Source organism: Bacillus sp. AY18-3 (assembly GCF_008042305.1).
GTDB lineage: Bacteria > Bacillota > Bacilli > Bacillales > Bacillaceae_G > Bacillus_A > Bacillus_A wiedmannii.
The window spans coordinates 112,411-131,470 of the sequence record NZ_QKQR01000015.1 but is presented as its reverse complement, the minus strand read 5'-3'; the positions used below and the strand labels follow the sequence as shown (position 1 = coordinate 131,470).

Genomic DNA, 19,060 nt, shown 5'->3' with positions numbered 1-19,060 from the left:
TGCCTTTTTACATATTTTTTCTCTATCCTTTATAAATAGTGAAAACTTACTACACTAGCAGTTTCACTAGGATAAAGACTCGTTCATTCATTATCCACGAATGACACGAATTGCTTCACCACGGTCTTTTTGATTGTATACTGCTGATCCAGCTACAAGTACATTTGCTCCTGCTTCAACACAAAGTCGTGCTGTTTCAGTGTTTACACCACCATCAACTTCAATTTCTACTTCTAGATTGCGCTCTTTAACCATTTCTGCCACTTGTTTAATTTTCGGTAATACAGAATGGATAAATTTCTGTCCACCAAATCCAGGGTTTACTGTCATAAGCAATACCATATCGATATCTTCTAATACATGCTCAATCGTCGAAACTGGCGTATGCGGATTTAATACAACTCCCGCTTTAATGCCATGAGACTTAATTAGCTGAATTGTACGATGCAAATGAGGGCACGCCTCTACATGAACAGTAATAATATCTGCTCCCGCTTTTGCGAAAGTCGGGATATAGTTATCAGGATTTTCAATCATTAAATGTACATCTAATGGTAAAGATGTAATTGGACGGATAGCTTCTACAATTAATGGTCCAATCGTAATATTTGGTACGAAATGTCCATCCATTACATCGACGTGAATGTAATCCGCTCCACCTTTTTCTACATCTTTAATCTCTTCCCCTAATTTTGAAAAATCTGCTGATAAGATCGATGGTGCAATTTTAATCATAACTAATACCTCGGCTTTCTCTCTCTAATTTCTTCTACGAATTGTTTGTAATTTTTATAACGATATTCTGTAATCTTCCCTTCTTCAACTGCTGTCTTCACAGCACATTTCGGTTCAGAAAGATGTGTACACCCTCTAAATTTACAGTATTGGCTCGCTTCTTTCAACTCTGGAAAACAATATGTAAGATCTTCTACCTCTATATCTATGAAATCCAGTGAACTAAAACCAGGTGTATCTGCAACTAGTCCGCTTCCAACCGCAATTAATTCCACGTGTCTTGTCGTATGTTTCCCGCGTCCTAAATGCGAGGAAATATCATTCGTTTTCAGTTCTAACTCTGGACGTAAAACGTTAAGCATAGAAGATTTCCCAACACCAGATTGCCCTGCAACGACAGAAATACACCCTTCTAAGAATGGTTTTAAAATATCAATACTTTCCGATGTATTTATAGAAGTAAATAATACATCATATCCCATCTCACGATAGTCATTTGCATAAGATTCAACAGTCTCTCTCATTTTTTCATCCACTAAATCCATCTTACTAATGCAAATAATCGGCTTAATGTTATGATATTCAATCAGCACTAAAAATCGATCTAATAGTCCCGGATTAAAATCTGGTTCTACTGCAGAGAAAACGAGAATCGCTTGATCAACATTAGCAATAGGAGGCCTAACAAGTTCATTTTTCCGATCAAATACTTCAAGCACATATCCTTCAGTTGGATTATCTGCTTGAAAGACAACTTGGTCTCCTACCAGTGGCGTAATTTTATTTTTTCTGAACACACCACGCCCACGGCATTGTGTAATCCCTTCTTCATGCTGCACATAATAAAATCCACTTAGAGCTTTTACAATTTTTCCTTCTGGCATATAATTCTCCTTTATTTTGTATAAAGTGAAGCTGTCATTAATATTAAATGGTTTAAAATTCTTTAAATACTTATTTCAAAACCCGTCATATATACAAGTTAATATATTTAATCTACCATCAAATTTAAAATATTATTTATAACAGTATCACTTTTATAGCTTTTTGAATCATATATTTTTGCCTGTTATACAGTCCACTATATGTAGACAGCATAACAGGCAAGAGTAATACATTCCATCCCCTCTAGAAAGAAAATGGAAGTCATTATTATTGAGTTGGGTATGGTACTTCTTTGTCGATAATTGTTACACCATCTCGTACAATTTTATAGTGTCCTTTTGTACCTTCTTGAATTACAAATTCTAAAGAAATAGTTGCCGACTCTGAAATTGTTCTAGTTTCAATTGGTCTATCCATTTTTTGTTGCATATCTTCTTTATAAATTTCTATTGTTTGCGGTTTTTTCTCACCAATTATAGAAGACTCATACGGAATAGAAATATTATCCACTTTCACTGTTTTCGTTACTTTCGGCTTAGGCCCCTCTGAGATGATAATCGTCACTTTATCTCCTTCTTTTAACGGCGTTCCTGGTTTTGGAGATTGCGAAATTACAAGTCCTTTATCAACAGTATCGGAATACTCTCGTTTTATATCTGGAGTTAGTTTTCTCTCATTCAAATAACCATTTACGCTATTTTCAGTCCATCCTGAAAAATCACCTGGTCTAATTTGATAAGGACCTTTACTTACCCAAATTTTCAGTTCTTGTTCCGCCTCTACTACCATTTGATCAGGCGTCGGAATTTGCTCTACGATTTCACCTTTTGGCCTATCATTTTCAATATAATTTATTGTAACTTGCTTATATTTTTCTTCTAATTCATTCCTTATACTCTCAAAATCTTTTCCTGTGAGATCACTCATCTTACTTTTCTTTTTTCCACCTGATTGATAGATAGTAATTTTAGAGTTTTCTTTCACGACTCTACCTGCCACAGGGTCTGTTTTTATCACATCACCGGTTTCAACATCATCTGTATATACAATATTAGGTTCCGTAACCTCAAAACCCTTTTCAACTAATGTATTTACTGCTGTCGTATACTTCATACCAGCCACATCAGGGACTTTTACATCTTTTGGAATAAAGAATCCCGGAATAACAGTAAGCGCTAACGTTATTCCAATTGCTAAAAGTAAAAATGTCGTAATTAAAACTTTAATCCATTTATTACTTCGTTTTTTCTTCTTATATAATTCCGTTTCTTCTTTTCTTTTCTGTTCATCCACTTTACTTCCTTTTAAAACAATTGTTTCATCAGTTACATTTTCGAATAATTGTTCTTGTTGAATAATCGGAATCGCTTTTGTCGCTTCCATATCTTCCGGTATGTAAAATGGCTGCTCATTTATCCTCTCTGGATATAGCGCAGTTTCAATATCTCGTTTCATCGCATTGGCAGATTGATATCGGTGAAACGGATCTTTCGCAGTTGCCTTTAATATAATATTTTCAACACTTTGCGGAATATTTTCATTCCATCTCTTTGGAGACGGAATTTCACTTTGTAAATGTTTTAAAGCTATAGCAACAGCAGATTCGCCAGAAAACGGTTGTCTTCCTGTTAACAACTCAAACATAACGATTCCTAGGGAATAAATATCTGATTGTTTATTTGCTATCCCGCCGCGTGCTTGTTCTGGTGATAAGTAATGTACCGAACCGAGTACCGAATTTGTATGTGTAATTGTTGTTGCACTTGTAGCTGTCGCAATTCCAAAATCTGTTACTTTTATTACTCCATCAGCTCGAATTAAAATATTGTGCGGTTTAATATCACGGTGCACAATTTCAAAATGATGGGCATGTGCCATGGCGGATGTTAACTGCTCCATAATATCAAGAGCTTCTCCTATAGGTAACATCCCTCGCTCAATTATGTATTGCTTCAATGTTTGTCCTGGTACATACTCCATTACAAGATAATATATACCATCTTCTTCTCCGACATCATACATATTCACAATATTTGGATGCGACAACGTTGTAACAGACTGCGCTTCTCGATGGAAACGTTTAATAAACTCTTCATTATTTGAATAGTCGAGTCTTAATATTTTTACCGCTACATCTCGGCCAAGTATATCATCATGAGCTAAATACACATTGGCCATTCCACCACCACCAATCATTTTCAGCAGCTTATAACGGTCATTTAAGCGTTTTCCAATCAGCACGTTGCACTTCACCTACTTTCGTTTGTCGAACCCGCATAATCAATAAGAACAAGGGTGATATTATCTTCCCCGCCACGATCATTCGCCAATTGAATGAGACGTTGTCCCTTAGTTTCAAGCTGTTCATTTAACTGTAAAATTTGTTGCATATCAGCAATAGAAACTTTGTTAGATAACCCATCCGAGCAAAGAAGTAACTGATCATCTTCCTCAAGCACCAATGTTTTAACATCTAATCCGACTTTTTCTTCTGTTCCTAATGCCCTTAACAAAACATTCTTTTTCGGGTGATATTCTGCGTCTTCTTTTGAAATTTCACCATGTCTTACAAGTTCATTTACAAGTGAGTGATCTTCCGTTACAAGCGAGATTTCTCCCTCTGATACCATATAACAACGACTATCTCCTATATGACCTATTGTCACAAAGTTTGGCGTACAAATCGCTATTATAAGTGTTGTTCCCATACCATTACATTCTACATGTTGCTTAGAGTACTCATATATACGCTCATTAATAATCCCAACACTCGTATGTAACCACTCTTCTACTTTTTTTGGTTCATTCATATTATGCGTTTGCTTCCAATAATCATGAAATAATTGAATGGTCATCGAGCTAGCTACATCACCAGCTCGATGACCTCCCATTCCATCTGCTACTACCGCTAAAATATTTCCATCTAAATTGTGAAAAACTCCCGCACTATCTTCATTATGTTGACGAACTTTTCCTTTATCTGATAGAAACACGGCTTTCATCTCGTCACCTCGTCTCTTCTTTACGCTCCTTCGCACGTAACTGACCGCAGGCTGCATCAATATCATGACCTTGTTCACGGCGAATTGTTACATTCACTCCACGATCTTTTAACGTTTTTTCAAATAAGAAAATTTGTTCACGTGGCGTACGTACATAATCACGTTCAGGTACGTAGTTTACCGGAATTAAGTTTACATGACATTTTACACCTTTTAAAAGCGCAGCAAGTTCTTCAGCTTGCTCAACTTGGTCATTTTCTCCTCCAAATAAGCCATATTCAAACGTAATACGACGCCCTGTTCTATTTACATAGTATTTAACAGCTTCCATTAAGTCTGGTAGCTTATAAGCACGGTTAATCGGCATTAATTTTGAACGTAACTCTGTATTTGCAGAATGCAATGAAATCGCAAAATTAATTTGCATATCTTCTTCAGCGAACTTATAAATTTTTGGAACAATTCCACTTGTTGAAACTGTCATATGTCTTGCACCAATATGAATTCCTTTTTCATGGTTTACAATGCGTAAGAATGACATTAAGTTGTCGTAATTATCAAACGGCTCTCCAATTCCCATAACAACAAGCGAACTTACACGTTCTTCTGTTTCATCAAGTGCACGTTGCACTTCTACTACTTGCGCTACAATCTCTCCAGCCTCTAAGTTTCGTTTTAACCCACCAAGTGTAGATGCACAGAACGTACAACCAATACGGCATCCAACCTGTGTTGTTACACAAATAGAATTTCCATATTCGTGTCGCATTAACACTGTTTCAATAGAATAACCATCATATAATTGGAATAAAAATTTAATTGTTCCATCAGAAGATGTTTGTTTTACTAATGTATTTAAAGTAGTAATATCAAAGGAATTCGACAATTTATCGCGTAATCCTTTAGAAAGATTCGACATGTCGTCATAATTTTTTACACGTTTTTTATATAGCCAATCAAAGATTTGTCCTGCACGGAATTTAGGTTCTCCTTGTTCCTTTAACCAATCTTGCATTTCATGAAGTTGTAAAGAATAAATTGATGGTTTCTTCGTTTCTAGATTTTTCTTTTGTTTTCTCACAGTCGTTTCCACGATGCTACACCTTCTTCCTTAAACAAGCAATATAAAAGCCATCTGTTGCAAAATAATGCGGTAAAATTCGCACTTGACCTTCATCAATATACGGATTTAACTTTTCTGGCATGCGATCTTTTATCGTAGTATCCCATTCAAATTCAGGATGCTCTTGTAAAAATTGCTTTATTACTTGTTCATTTTCTATTTTTTCTATTGTGCACGTACTATAAACAAGGCGACCACCTTGTTTTAATAACGGTGCTATTTTTTCTAGTATTGCAAGTTGAATCGTCGATAATCTTTCACTATCGCCTTTATTTTTACCTAACTTAATATCAGGTTTACGTCTAATCACACCAAATCCAGAACATGGTGCATCTACTAATATTTTATCAAATGTTTCATTCGCAAAGTGTTCTTGCACTTTTCTAGCATCTAGTGCTTTTGTTTCGACATTTTCTAGACCAAGTCTCTCCGCTTGTTGTTTAATTAAACGTACTTTGTGTGCATGTAAATCAAGAGACATAACTTGACCTGTTCCTTTTAATCGCTCTGCAATGTGCGTTGTCTTTCCGCCCGGAGCAGCACAACTATCAAGAACTTCATCTCCCTCATTCGGTTCTAAAGCGCGTGCTACAAGCATAGAACTTTCATCTTGAATAGAAAGAAAACCTTTTTTGAACGCATCTGTATGCGCTACATTCCCTCTTTCAATTTGAATTGCATCCTCTGATAAATCGCCGCGCTTCGCTTCTATACCTTCACCAGCCAACAACTCTATTGCTTCTTCTACTGTTATTTTATCAACATTTACACGCGCTGTTGGTACCGGGGGTAACATGTTCACTTCACACATTTTCTCTGCTGTCTCTAAACCATATTCAGAAGCCCAGTCTTGCACAAGCCACATTGGATGACTTGTTGCAATTGCCAAACGTTCTATTGGATCCTTGATTTCATCTACAGAAGGTACCCCTTCTCTCTGAATCGAACGTAATACCCCGTTTACCATACCAGCAATCCCTTTATGCCCGCGACGCTTTGCAATTTCAACTGCTTCATGAATAGCCGCTCTTTCTGGCACTCGGTCTAAATAAATCATTTGATATAAAGATAAGCGAAGTAATACTCTTACCCACGCCTCAACCTTCTTTTTTAAAAAAGGCTGTAAATAATAATCTAATGTGTCACGACGTTGAATCGTTCCATATACAATTTCAGTTAACAAACCAATATCTTTTCTATCAATTGCATTTTTTTCAATTAGATTATTTAAAAGTAAGTTACTGTATGCACCACTTTTTTCTACTTGAATTAAGCCATCAAGAGCTAACTCACGAACATTTTGTCTCATGCATTTTCTCCTAACTTCGTTCCAATTTCAGGTTTTGTGCCACGTAAAAATTGCGAACAACTCATACGTTTTTTACCAGAAGGTTGCAATTCAGTGATTTTAACACCTGTCTCATTCCCTGTTGCAACAACAAATCCATCTTCTTCAAGAGCTACTATTGTACCTGGTTCAGCTTTCTCTGTAATAGAGACCTTCTCTCCCCACCATACTTTAATAACTTGTCCTGCCAAAGTCGTATAAGCGACTGGCCATGGATTCAATCCGCGAATGTGATTGTATACTTCTTCACCTGTTTTTGTCCAATCAATTTTCTCTTGCTCACGTTTTATATTATATGCAAACGTTACTTCTTCTTCGTTTTGTTTAATTGGTTCTAACTTACCTTGAATTAATAAAGGTACTGTTTTAGATAGAAGGTGTGCCCCTGCTTCACTTAACTTATCGAATAAAGAGCCTGTCGTTTCACGCTCTTCAATCTCGACTTCTACTTGTGTTAAGATATCACCAGCATCCAATTTCTCTACCATATACATAATTGTAATACCCGTTTTTTCTTTACCTTCCATAATTGCATAATGGATTGGTGCACCACCACGAAGTTCAGGTAGTAAAGACGCGTGGACGTTAATACATCCATACTTCGGTGCTTCTAAAATTTCATTTGGTACAATCTGACCGAAAGCAGCTGTTACAATTAAATCAGGCTCTAATGCCAAGACTTGTTCATATTCGTCTTTTTCACGAATTCTTAACGGTTGTAACACCGGAATACCATGTTTTTCTGCTTCAACTTTAACAGGCGTAGGTGTTAATACTTTTTTTCTACCTACCGGACGATCAGGCTGCGTCACAACACCTATTACATCATAGCCATCTTCGATAAGACGACGAAGCACCGGCACTGAAAAGTCCGGTGTTCCCATAAATACTACTTTTATCATTCAAAAACCGCTCCTTTTAATACCTATTCTAATTCGTTTTCCTCATAATATCTTGTCACTTTCGATGTAAATAACACACCGTGTAAATGATCGATTTCATGTTGAATTGCACGTGCTAAAAATCCTTCTGCTTCTAGTAAAAATACTTTACCTCGGCGATTTTGAGCACGTACTTTAATATAATCCGCACGTTCCACTTCACCATAAAGTCCCGGGAAGCTTAGACAGCCTTCGGGACCTACTTGTTCACCACGTTTTTCTAGTATCGATGGATTGATTAACTCGATTTTCCCCGTATCATCACCGATATCAACTACCGCAACTTGCAAGCTTACACCTACTTGAGGCGCAGCTAAACCGACTCCGTCCGCAATTAACATTGTTTCATGCATATCTTTCAACAATTTCACTAACTTTTTATCAAAGTTAATTACTCTTTCGCATGGTGTTTCTAACACTTCATTTGGATGCTTTACTATTTCTAAAACTGCCATATTTCCCTCCGCTACATTAACATTGTTGGATTAAAATCAATTGAGATTTGTAGCTCTTTTTGCATTTCTGCCTGATAATGTTCATTTACCATTTTGAGCACGTTCTTTAAGTTTGGTTCCCGTTTGTATTTTATCATGCATTGATAACGATATCTATCTTTTATCCTTGGAATTGCTGAAGCAACCGGTCCTAACACCATCGTTTGCTCTGTGCAGTGCGCCCGTAAATGACCGACAATTTTTTCCGTCACTTGCACTGCCTTTAATAATTCTGGATGAGATACTGTTACAAGTACAACATAGTAATAAGGTGGATATTGTCTTGTTCGTCTCATTTGCATTTCTTGGTCAAAAAACACATCATATTGTTGGTTCTTTGCTAACTCTATACTATAATGTTCTGGCGTATACGTTTGAATTATAACTTCCCCTGGCAATTCATGTCTGCCTGCTCTTCCACTTACTTGCGTCAATAACTGATACGTCTTTTCACTCGCTCGAAAATCAGGCAAGTGAAGCATCGTATCTGCAGTTAAAACCCCGACAAGCGTTACTTTAGGAAAATCTAATCCTTTCGCAATCATTTGTGTTCCAAGTAGTATATCTGCTTTTTCTTCCCCGAACGCCTTTAATAATTTTTCATGCATTCCTTTGCGACTTGTCGTATCTACATCCATTCGAATAACTCGTGCCTCTGGAAATAGTTTTGTAATTTCTTCTTCTACCTTTTGTGTACCTGTACCAAAGAAACGAATATATGTACTTTGACAAGCAGGACACGCAGTCGGCATATTCTCTTCGTGACTGCAGTAATGACATTTTAAACGATGGTTCATTTTATGATATGTCAGCGAGATATCACAATGCGGACATTGTACAACATACCCACAATCACGGCACATAACAAATGTAGAATGACCTCTTCTATTTAAAAAGAGCACCATCTGTTCTTTCTTTTCTAATCGATCTGCTATTTTTTCATGCAATGCCTTCGAAAACATGGAACGATTCCCGTCACGAAGTTCCTCACGCATATCAACAATCTCTACTGTTGGTAACGCTTGTTTATTCATACGTTTTTCCATCGTTAGTAATTCATACACACCTTTTTTCGCTCTTGCAAACGATTCAAGTGTCGGTGTTGCACTACCAAGAACGATAGGACATTTATGATATTGCCCCCTCCAGACAGCTACATCCCTTGCATGATACCTCGGATTATCTTCTTGCTTATAGCTCGATTCATGCTCCTCATCAATAATAATAATCCCTAAATTTTCAAAAGGAGCAAATACAGCTGAACGTGCACCAACTACAACTTTCACTTCTTTTCTTAAAATCTTACGCCATTCATCATATTTTTCTCCAACAGACAGCGCACTATGAAGAACCGCAACTTGCGAGCCAAATCTGCCTTTAAAACGATCTACCATTTGAGGCGTTAGTGCAATTTCAGGAACAAGTACAATAGCTTCTTTCCCTTTCGCGAGCACCGCTGCTATAGATTGTAAATATACTTCTGTTTTTCCGCTTCCTGTAACACCATATAGTAAAAATGGATTGTAAGTTTCATTTGTAATTGATGATAAAATCGGTGCAATAACTTGCTTTTGTTCCTCCGTAAGTGGGAATGGTTTCGTTTGTTCAAAATCATCATCGTCATACGGATTTCGGTACACTTCCACATACTTTTCTGAAATTAGCCCCTTTTTAACAAGTGCTTTAATCGGAGCGTCTGTTATTTGCAACTCTTCTGTTATCACTTTCAACGGCACACTTTTATAATTTTCCACAAAATAATAGAGTACATCTTGTTGTTTTTTACTTTTCAGTTCAAATGCTGCTAATTCCAATTTATCTTCTGACAACTCCGGTTGAACGACTCTTTGTTTCTTCTTTTGCACTTTATCTTTTACCTGATAAACAACTTCAATCGTGCCATTTTTAATTTCTTGTTGAATCGTGCGGTATAGATGCGGCTGCGTCTCAATAGCTTCCCAATCTATCGCTTCTTTGTCCTGAAATAAAAACAGTAGTTCAGGTGCTACTACTTCTTGTTTACGAAGTTGTAGACGCTTTTTATACGTAGCTTTTATCGCCGTTGGAAGCATGACTTGAAAGGCTGAAATCATATAACATAACGTTTCGCTTGTAAGCCAATATCCAAGCTTTAATAATTCCTCGTTTAAAACTGGTGTTACATCTAATATTTCATGGATTGTCTTTAGCTTCTTACTTTCTACTTCAGCCGAATCTTTGATCCCAATAATAAAGCCTTGCAATTTCCTTGGGCCAAATGGAACTACTACACGCATGCCTGTCTGGACAATATCTTCCCACTTTTTAGGGATAATATAATCAAATGGTCGATCTGTCTGACGTGCAGGTACATCAACAATTACACTTGCAAATTTCATAGACGATCATCTTCTAACATCATTTCAATTTGCTTTAATATTTCACGAGCAACCTCTTTCTTCGTTAAAAGTGGTAACTCGATAACTTCTCCATCTTTTCTATACATTGTTACAATGTTTGTATCTGTACCAAATCCAGCTCCTTGTGCCTTTACATCGTTCGCAACAATCATATTCGCATTTTTCTCACGTAATTTTTTTGTTGCGTATTCTTCTACCTTTGTCGTTTCAGCCGCAAAACCGATAAGTAACTGTTGATCCTTCATCTCACCTAACGTTTTTAAAATATCTACTGTTCTCTCGAGTTCGATTACAGCATCTCCATTTTTCTTTTTCATTTTATTATCATGAACATATTTCGGGCGATAATCTGCAACTGCTGCTGTTTTAATGACAACATCTACGTTTTGATACTGTTGCAGAACTACTTCTAACATATCTTGTGCAGATTCCACTTGTACCGTATTTACATGTAATGGTGGGTTTAATGCTGTCGGTCCCGAAACAAGTATGACATCAGCACCTAAGTTCGCTGCCACTTCCGCAATTGCATATCCCATTTTCCCAGAAGAAAAATTGGTCATAAAACGCACTGGATCAATCTTTTCACGAGTTGGGCCAGCAGTTATTAATATTTTTTTTCCTTGCAACGGTTTTTGTTCGGAAAAAGCCTCTTCTAACCGTGCAATAATTGCTTCCGGTTCTTCTAGTCTTCCCTTCGCAACATAACCACACGCTAAAAAACCTTCTCCAGGCTCAATAAATGTATATCCTAACGTTTTCAACGTCATCATATTTTTTTGTACAATTTTGTTTTCATACATATGCACATTCATAGCAGGTGCAATCCACACTGGGGCTGTAGTAGCTAACAAAGTAGTTGTAATCATATCGTCTGCAATACCACCAGCTAACTTCCCAATACAATTGGCAGTAGCAGGTGCAACAAGTACTACATCTGCCCAATCTGCTAAATCGATATGTGCAATAACAGCCGAGTCTTTCTCATCGAATGTATCTGTATATACATCATGGCGAGAAAGTGCTTGAAATGTAAGAGGCGTAACAAACTTCATTGCCGACCCACTCATCATTACTTTTACAATAGCACCAGCTTGTGTCAATTTACTAGTTAACGCAGCCGCTTTAAAGACCGCAATGCCTCCTGTTACACATAGAAGTATCTTTTTCCCTTTTAGCATATGGCTCGTCCTCTTTCTTTTTCAAACTTATAATACTGAAACAGAATTCCCAGCTCATCAGTACCAATATTTCTTCCCTATCGTAAAAAAATAACAACCTACTTGTAAATAGGTTGTTACCGTTACATAGAAAATTATAAAGTCTATGTTTTAATTTGTCGAAAAGAATGTCTTAATCGATGATTTTGCCTTCGCTTGGTACATATTTTAATACTTCTGCATCGATTTCTTCTAATGATTTACCTACACATTTATGAGAAACAGGTTGCTCGATAACACAGTTATCAGCAAGTTGCATTTCACGCGCACGTTTTGCAGCTACTGTTACAAGTGTATATTTAGAATCGATTTTTGTTAATAATGAATCAATTGATGGATTTAACATAATTATAGACCCTCCGTCATTTCTTTATAATATTTTGCTACTCTTTCGCGGCGGCAATGTTCACCAACCACAATTGCTTTAATTCTTTCACAAGCTAATTCAACTTGATCGTTTTCTACAACATAGTCGTAAGCGTCCATCATTTCGATTTCTTCTTTCGCTACCGTTAAACGATTTTCAATAACATCTTCAGTTTCTGTACCACGGCCGACAATACGGTTCTTTAGTTCAGATAAACTTGGAGGTGCTAAGAAAATAAATACACCTTCTGGGAAAGCTTTCTTAACTTGAATTGCTCCTTGCACTTCAATTTCTAAGAATACATCTTTTCCTTCTTGTAATGTTTTTTCAACATAGTCAATCGGTGTTCCGTAATAATTACCTACAAACTCAGCCCACTCAAGTAATTTTTCATTACGAATCATTTCCTCAAATTCTTCTCTCTCTTTAAAGAAATAATCCACACCATCTACTTCACCTTCACGTGGCTTACGTGTCGTTACTGAAATGGAGTACTGAAAACGTGTATCCTCATGACTAAACAGCTCTTTTCGAACCGTTCCTTTACCAACCCCAGAAGGTCCTGAAAGAACGATGAGCAATCCTCTTCTACTTCTCATAAATATGTAAAACCTACCCTTCCTCACTTAAATCTTCTTTATTATTCAAACGATGTGCAATCGTCTCTGGCTGAATTGGACTTAATACCACATGCCCATCATCCATAACAATAACCGCCCTTGTTTTTCTCCCATACGTAGCATCAAGCAAAGCATTATGTTCGCGTGCTTCCTGTACTGTTCGTTTAATAGGAGCTGACTCCGGACTTACAATAGCAATAATTCGATGAGCAGATACAATATTTCCGTATCCAATATTTAAAAACCGCATGGCCATAGTTTGCGCCTCCTAGTAAGTCTATCCGATTTCTCCACCACGTATAACTTTATATATTTTTTGAAAGCTACTCAATATTTTGTACTTGTTCACGAATTTTTTCAAGGTTATTTTTCATTTCTACAACATATTTTGAAATTGTTAAGTCATTTGCCTTAGAACCAATCGTATTAATTTCTCTATGCATCTCTTGCACGATGAAATCCATTTTCCTTCCAACAGGCTCTTCAATCTGCAGTGTTTCACGAAATTGCTCTAAATGACTTTGCAAACGAACTAACTCTTCGTGAATATCACAACGCTCTGCAAAGATTGCGACTTCTGTTAACAATCTTTGTTCATCTAGATCTTGATTATGTAATTCTTTTAAGCGATTTTCTAATCGTTCACGATATTTTTGTGTAACAATCGGTACATGCGGAATAATTGCATTTACACAATTGTGAATCTCTTGTAAACGATACGCTATATCTTTATGTAATCGTTCTCCTTCGCCATCTCTCATCGTTTTTAACATATGAGCAGCTTGGCGAACAGCCTCATATAAACCGTTCTCAAATTGTTCATTTACATTTTCTACTTCTTCAATCGCTGTTACTTCTGGCATTTCCATTAATTGCTGAAGTGTAATAGAATCTTGTAATTGAAATTTTCCTTTTATATCTTCCATAATCGATTGGTACTGCTCAAGAAGCGACCAATTCACACTTAATTTTCTTTCAACAAGCCCTTCACCCGTTATACTAATAGACACTTCAATGCGTCCACGCCGAACTTGTTCTGCAATTATTTTACGAATTTTTTCTTCAAATATCATCATTTGCTTCGGAAGTCGAATACTCATCTCTAGGAAACGGTGGTTCACCGATTTCATTTCTACTGTAATTTGAAAAGTATCATTTTCTACTTTCGATCTTCCAAATCCTGTCATACTACAAATCATTTTTATCACATCCAAGCCATGAAATAACTCAATGAAAAAGGTAATAGAGACAAGGCTCTACTACCTTCTGTAAATTATATCACATTTTCATATCATTGACTATTTCAAGTTTAATCCCTTCTTATATAATACTGGCTTTTCCTTCTTCCCCTTTTTCCCTGTTAATAAAGAACCTACTAACAAGAAGGTCGGAATTGATGACAAACCTCCAATTAACAACCAATCTCTCGCTTGTATTGGCATTGTACTAAAGATCGGTTGTAGCGGTGGGTAATATATAACCACTAACATTAACAGTAAAGAAATAATAACCGCTCCTACTAAATACACGTTCCCAAACGGATTACGGTGGAAGATAGAATGTTCACTCCGGCAATCAAATACATGAATAAGTTGTGCAAGTACCAACGTCGCAAACGCCACAGTTTGTGCATATTTCAGTTCATTTGGATGTTGATTATATGCAATAATAAACGCCACTAACGTCACTGCTCCAATTAGAAAGCCACGGCTTATAATTTTCCAGGCAAGCCCTCTAGCAAATACCCCTTCTTTCGGATGACGCGGCGTTCTCTTCATAACGTCTCCTTCCGCCTTATCCAATCCTAATGCCATCGCCGGTAATCCGTCAGTCACTAAGTTCACCCATAAAATTTGAATGGGAACCATCGGCAGCGGTAATGCAAGTAACATTGCAAATAACATGACTAAAATTTCTCCTACGTTCGATGCTAATAAATAACGAATAAACTTACGTATATTCTCGTATATATTTCTACCTTCTTTAATTGCTGATTTAATCGTAGCAAAATTATCATCTAGCAAAACAAGAGAAGAAGCTTCTTTCGCAACGTCTGTCCCTGTAATTCCCATCGCTATCCCAATATCCGCTGTTTTTATAGCCGGAGCATCGTTTACTCCATCACCTGTCATCGCTACTATATGCCCTTTATTTTGCAACGCCTTAACAATCTTCAATTTATGTTCAGGTGATACTCGAGCAAATACATACGTATCTTCTACAACACTTTCTAGTTCCTCTACATCCATATTCGCGAGTTCTACTCCTTCAACAACACGTCCACCAGGTGGTAAAACCCCTAATTGTTCCGCAATTGCCATTGCTGTCACTTTATGATCTCCTGTAATCATCACTGTTCGAATACCAGCTTCTCTGCACTCTTTTACAGCCTGTTCTACCTCTGGTCTTGGCGGATCAATCATTCCCTGTATCCCGACCAACATAAAATCTTTTTCAACGTCTCTTTCATGTTCAATAGAATCTGTTACTTTTAATGGCTTAAATGCAACTGCAATTGTTCGGAGCGCTTGACTACCTAAACTATGAATAGCCGCCTGTACTTCTTTTCTATACAACTCACTTAACGGTTGTTGCTTATCCCCCCATAAAATCGTTTGACTCATTTGCAGGAGGACATCTGGTGCTCCCTTCGTAACAAGAAACTTTTTCCCCTCTCTATCTCGCACAATAACACTCATCATTTTTCGAGTTGAATCGAATGGAAATTCACGAATAATTTCAAATTTCCCTTTCAGTGCCTCACGCATTATCCCCGCTTTCATTGCTGCAGCTACAAGTGCTCCCTCAGTTGGATCTCCATCTAATACATACGCCTTTTTCTTTTGAATAATATTTGCGTTATTACAAAGTGAACCAAATGTTAGTAGTTGATACAGTGCTTTTGTTTTAGCTGGATCGCATTCTTTTTCACCTTTCAAAAAAGAGCCATTAGGTTCATATCCTTGACCCGTAACTTTCCATAATTCCCCACCTGACCACATATGTGTTACCATCATTTTGTTTTGCGTCATTGTTCCTGTTTTATCAGAGCATATAACAGAAGCGCATCCTAACGTTTCTACCGCTGGTAACTTCCTTACAATTGCTCTCTTTTTAATCATACGCTGTACACCAAGCGATAAAGCTACTGTAACAATTGCTGGTAATCCTTCAGGAATAGCAGCAACAGCTAGCGACACGCCTGCTAAAAACATATGATACACTTCATTCCCTTGATACACACCGGCTAATACGACAAGCGCTGTCAAAATAAGAGCCACAATAATTAATATTTTCCCGAGTTGCTCTAATCTTCTTTGCAGTGGTGTTTCCATTTGCTCTGCATTTTGTAACATATTTGCAATTTGGCCCATCGCTGTATTCATACCAGTTGCTACAACGACCCCTGTTCCAGCTCCTCGTGTAATCATCGTACCCATAAAAGCCATATTTTTTTGATCACCAATTGAAACATCTTGCCCCTGCAGAGCTTCTACCTTCTTCTGCACCGGTACTGACTCTCCTGTCAAAGCTGATTCTTCGATATATAAACTTGATGCCTCAACAAGACGTACATCCGCCCCAATACGATCACCACTAGAAAATTTAATGATATCACCTAAAACAAGTGCTTTAGACGGTGCTTTTACCCAATTTCCATTCCGCATTACAGTAACTTGCGGGGCGGCTAGCTCTTTTAAAGCTTCCAGTGACTTTTCAGCCTTTCTTTCTTGAAAAAAGCCAAGAATACCATTGATAATAACAATCGCAACAATCGCAATAGAATCAATGTATTCACCTAAAAAAGCTGAAACTATTGTTGCACCAAATAAAACAAGTACCATAAAATCTTTAAACTGCGCCAAAAATACCATCAGTGCAGAAGGCCTTTTGGCTTCATCTAATTCATTTGTACCAAATTTTTTTATTCGCCCTTCTGCTTCCTTCTCTGTAAGCCCAACCTTCACATTCGTATTCGTTCTTTCTTCCACTTCGTGTGCGCGCATTCCATACCAGTTCATCCCGCTATCGACCTCCTGATTCCAGACATACTCTATTGAAAGCTTATTCAGCCTCGTCCAAAAAAATGCTATAATTAACTTTTAGTTAGAAAGGAGTGTTCATTTATGGCATTCGATGGATTATTTACAAGAGCAATTACACATGAAATTGCAAATTCTCTTTACACAGGAAGAATTTCCAAAATATATCAACCTTCAAAATACGAGATTTTATTACATATTCGAGCAAACGGAAAAAATCAAAAACTAATTCTTTCCGCTCATCCGACATATGCACGTTTACACTTAACAAATCAAAATTACGATTCACCTGCACTTCCGCCAATGTTTTGTATGCTTCTTCGTAAGCATTTAGAAGGTGGGTTCATTGAAAAAATTGAACAAATTGATTTAGAGCGCATTATTCAAATTACCGTTCGTAGCAGAAATGAAATTGGTGACGAATCGCTAAAAACATTAGTAATTGAAATAATGGGACGACATAGTAACATCATTTTAGTAGACACAAAAACAAACAATATTTTAGATAGCTTAAAACACGTTTCTTTAGCGGTAAACAGACATCGAACTGTATATGCTGGAGCGGAGTACATTGCACCACCAGCACAACATAAAATTAACCCACTCCAGATTGAAACAAATGATGAATTTATTAGACCGCTAGACTTTCTATCTGGAAATATGGATAAACAGCTTGTCGGCACCTTCACGGGAATTTCGCCGTTATTCGCAAAAGAAGTAGTGAAAAAAGCAGGTATGGTAAATGAAAAAGCATTAGCGGACGCATTTTTCTCCATACAAAAACCATTACTAACTCATACATATTCACCAACAATGACTACTTCAAATGGGAAAGAATTCTTTTATCTTTTCCCTCTTGCACACTTGCAAGGAGAAGACAAGACATTCTCATCTGTTAGTGAATTGCTAGACCGTTTCTTTTTCGGAAAAGCAGAGCGCGACCGTGTAAAACAACAAGCTTATGATTTAGAGCGCTTTATGCAAAACGAAAAAAATAAAAATGAGAAGAAACTCATTAAACTAGAAAAAACATTACAAGATGCCGGAAAAGCAGATAAATATCAACTATTCGGAGAACTACTTACAGCCAATATGTACGCTTTGAAAAAAGGTGATAAAGATATTGAAGTCGTTAACTATTACGACGAAAATGGCGGAACTGTAAAAATTACATTAGATCCTTTAAAAACACCATCTAACAATGCGCAACGCTATTTCCAAAAGTACCAAAAAGCGAAAAATTCAGTTGTTGTTGTAGAAGAACAAATCAAAAAAACAAATGAAGAAATTATTTATTTTGATAGCTTACTTCAACAAATGGAAGCTGCTTCTTCAAAAGATATTGAAGAAATTCGCGAGGAATTAGCTGAAGAAGGTTATATGCGCAATCGTAAAGCAAAAAATGCTAAGAAGAAACCAACTAAACCGGTATTAGACAAATATTTAGCTAGTGACGGAACAGAAATTTTCGTCGGTAAAAACAACAAGCAAAATGATTATTTAACAACGAAGTTTGCCCGTCGTGATGAAATTTGGTTACATACGAAAGATATCCCTGGGTCTCATGTTGTCATTCGTTCTCTTGAACCTACCGAAGAAACCGTGTTAGAAGCTGCTAAAATCGCTGCCTATTTCAGTAAAGCAAAAGATTCTAGTTCTGTTCCTGTAGATTTCACCAAAATACGCCATGTCAAAAAACCGAGTGGTGCAAAACTTGGTTTTGTTACGTACGACAATCAGCAAACCGTATATGTAACACCTGATGCTGATACTGTAATGAAATTAAAAGCGTAAATAAAAAATGCGTTGCTTATAAGCAACGCATTTTTTATATTTTTTCAATTTAGTTCCTATATCCATTCAATAACTCAAAACATCTTTCT

At 36.9% G+C, this 19,060-nt stretch carries 16 protein-coding genes; 1 reads left to right on the top strand and 15 read right to left on the bottom strand.

Translation table 11 applies throughout. The features are described from left to right. Window positions 1-90: 90 nt before the first annotated feature. The 15 genes from rpe to DM800_RS15015 all read right to left on the bottom strand — a co-directional run bounded on the left by rpe (window position 91) and on the right by DM800_RS15015 (window position 17,156). Window positions 91-735: a ribulose-phosphate 3-epimerase gene (rpe, locus tag DM800_RS15085; RefSeq protein WP_000589963.1), complete on the bottom strand. Its 645-nt coding sequence runs from the start codon at window positions 733-735 to the stop codon at window positions 91-93. 2 nt (window positions 736-737) lie between these two features. After that, complete coding sequence (gene rsgA / locus DM800_RS15080; RefSeq protein ID WP_001113945.1) at window positions 738-1,619, bottom strand: ribosome small subunit-dependent GTPase A; 882 nt, start codon at window positions 1,617-1,619, stop codon at window positions 738-740. 268 nt (window positions 1,620-1,887) lie between these two features. Further along, on the bottom strand, window positions 1,888-3,861 hold the full coding sequence (prkC, locus tag DM800_RS15075; RefSeq protein WP_088064291.1) for a serine/threonine protein kinase PrkC: 1,974 nt from the start codon (window positions 3,859-3,861) through the stop codon (window positions 1,888-1,890). Between the two features lie 8 nt (window positions 3,862-3,869). Continuing rightward, window positions 3,870-4,622: a Stp1/IreP family PP2C-type Ser/Thr phosphatase gene (locus DM800_RS15070; RefSeq protein WP_000648694.1), complete on the bottom strand. Its 753-nt coding sequence runs from the start codon at window positions 4,620-4,622 to the stop codon at window positions 3,870-3,872. Window positions 4,623-4,626: 4 nt separating this feature from the next. Next, window positions 4,627-5,715, bottom strand: a complete 1,089-nt coding sequence (gene rlmN, locus DM800_RS15065; RefSeq protein WP_000450539.1) for a dual-specificity RNA methyltransferase RlmN — start codon at window positions 5,713-5,715, stop codon at window positions 4,627-4,629. A gap of 4 nt (window positions 5,716-5,719) precedes the next feature. Then, complete coding sequence (rsmB, locus tag DM800_RS15060; protein WP_001249653.1) at window positions 5,720-7,054, bottom strand: 16S rRNA (cytosine(967)-C(5))-methyltransferase RsmB; 1,335 nt, start codon at window positions 7,052-7,054, stop codon at window positions 5,720-5,722. Beyond that, a complete protein-coding gene (gene fmt, locus DM800_RS15055; protein ID WP_000598793.1) occupies window positions 7,051-7,995 on the bottom strand; it encodes a methionyl-tRNA formyltransferase in 945 nt (314 codons plus the stop codon). The genes rsmB and fmt overlap by 4 nt, the downstream gene beginning before the upstream one ends. 23 nt (window positions 7,996-8,018) lie before the next feature. Then, window positions 8,019-8,489, bottom strand: coding sequence for a peptide deformylase (def, locus tag DM800_RS15050; RefSeq protein ID WP_000279468.1), 471 nt, complete (start codon window positions 8,487-8,489; stop codon window positions 8,019-8,021). 11 nt (window positions 8,490-8,500) lie between these two features. Continuing rightward, complete coding sequence (gene priA, locus DM800_RS15045) at window positions 8,501-10,906, bottom strand: primosomal protein N' (protein ID WP_088064293.1); 2,406 nt, start codon at window positions 10,904-10,906, stop codon at window positions 8,501-8,503. Continuing rightward, complete coding sequence (gene coaBC / locus DM800_RS15040; protein WP_088064294.1) at window positions 10,903-12,108, bottom strand: bifunctional phosphopantothenoylcysteine decarboxylase/phosphopantothenate--cysteine ligase CoaBC; 1,206 nt, start codon at window positions 12,106-12,108, stop codon at window positions 10,903-10,905. The genes priA and coaBC overlap by 4 nt, the downstream gene beginning before the upstream one ends. Window positions 12,109-12,280: 172 nt before the next feature. Continuing rightward, a complete protein-coding gene (gene rpoZ, locus DM800_RS15035; protein ID WP_000933965.1) occupies window positions 12,281-12,493 on the bottom strand; it encodes a DNA-directed RNA polymerase subunit omega in 213 nt (70 codons plus the stop codon). 2 nt (window positions 12,494-12,495) lie between these two features. Further along, window positions 12,496-13,113, bottom strand: coding sequence for a guanylate kinase (gmk, locus tag DM800_RS15030; protein ID WP_001257740.1), 618 nt, complete (start codon window positions 13,111-13,113; stop codon window positions 12,496-12,498). 13 nt (window positions 13,114-13,126) lie between these two features. Beyond that, the gene (gene remA / locus DM800_RS15025) at window positions 13,127-13,390 is read right to left on the bottom strand and encodes an extracellular matrix/biofilm regulator RemA (protein WP_001251456.1); all 264 of its coding nucleotides are present in this window, start codon (window positions 13,388-13,390) and stop codon (window positions 13,127-13,129) included. 67 nt (window positions 13,391-13,457) lie between these two features. Continuing rightward, entirely contained in the window at window positions 13,458-14,333 is an 876-nt protein-coding gene (locus DM800_RS15020; protein ID WP_000563111.1) for a YicC/YloC family endoribonuclease, read from the bottom strand. Between the two features lie 99 nt (window positions 14,334-14,432). Then, window positions 14,433-17,156 carry a calcium-translocating P-type ATPase, SERCA-type gene (locus DM800_RS15015; RefSeq protein WP_147787118.1) on the bottom strand — a complete coding sequence of 908 codons (2,724 nt, stop codon included), beginning with the start codon at window positions 17,154-17,156 and terminating at the stop codon, window positions 14,433-14,435. Between the two features lie 105 nt (window positions 17,157-17,261). Between DM800_RS15015 and DM800_RS15010 the strand changes: the two genes are divergently transcribed. After that, entirely contained in the window at window positions 17,262-18,971 is a 1,710-nt protein-coding gene (locus DM800_RS15010; RefSeq protein WP_147787117.1) for an Rqc2 family fibronectin-binding protein, read from the top strand. The last annotated feature ends 89 nt before the right edge of the window (window positions 18,972-19,060 follow it).

What these genes read in the sequence shown, in the direction of transcription:
- rpe (WP_000589963.1), bottom strand. Translation starts at nt 735, where the DNA reads ATGATTAAAATTGCACCATCGATCTTATCAGCAGATTTTTCAAAATTA.
- rsgA (WP_001113945.1), bottom strand. Translation starts at nt 1,619, where the DNA reads ATGCCAGAAGGAAAAATTGTAAAAGCTCTAAGTGGATTTTATTATGTG.
- DM800_RS15070 (WP_000648694.1), bottom strand. Translation starts at nt 4,622, where the DNA reads ATGAAAGCCGTGTTTCTATCAGATAAAGGAAAAGTTCGTCAACATAAT.
- rsmB (WP_001249653.1), bottom strand. Translation starts at nt 7,054, where the DNA reads ATGAGACAAAATGTTCGTGAGTTAGCTCTTGATGGCTTAATTCAAGTA.
- fmt (WP_000598793.1), bottom strand. Translation starts at nt 7,995, where the DNA reads ATGATAAAAGTAGTATTTATGGGAACACCGGACTTTTCAGTGCCGGTG.
- def (WP_000279468.1), bottom strand. Translation starts at nt 8,489, where the DNA reads ATGGCAGTTTTAGAAATAGTAAAGCATCCAAATGAAGTGTTAGAAACA.
- priA (WP_088064293.1), bottom strand. Translation starts at nt 10,906, where the DNA reads ATGAAATTTGCAAGTGTAATTGTTGATGTACCTGCACGTCAGACAGAT.
- coaBC (WP_088064294.1), bottom strand. Translation starts at nt 12,108, where the DNA reads ATGCTAAAAGGGAAAAAGATACTTCTATGTGTAACAGGAGGCATTGCG.
- rpoZ (WP_000933965.1), bottom strand. Translation starts at nt 12,493, where the DNA reads ATGTTAAATCCATCAATTGATTCATTATTAACAAAAATCGATTCTAAA.
- gmk (WP_001257740.1), bottom strand. Translation starts at nt 13,113, where the DNA reads ATGAGAAGTAGAAGAGGATTGCTCATCGTTCTTTCAGGACCTTCTGGG.
- remA (WP_001251456.1), bottom strand. Translation starts at nt 13,390, where the DNA reads ATGGCCATGCGGTTTTTAAATATTGGATACGGAAATATTGTATCTGCT.
- DM800_RS15020 (WP_000563111.1), bottom strand. Translation starts at nt 14,333, where the DNA reads ATGATTTGTAGTATGACAGGATTTGGAAGATCGAAAGTAGAAAATGAT.
- DM800_RS15015 (WP_147787118.1), bottom strand. Translation starts at nt 17,156, where the DNA reads ATGAACTGGTATGGAATGCGCGCACACGAAGTGGAAGAAAGAACGAAT.
- DM800_RS15010 (WP_147787117.1), top strand. Translation starts at nt 17,262, where the DNA reads ATGGCATTCGATGGATTATTTACAAGAGCAATTACACATGAAATTGCA.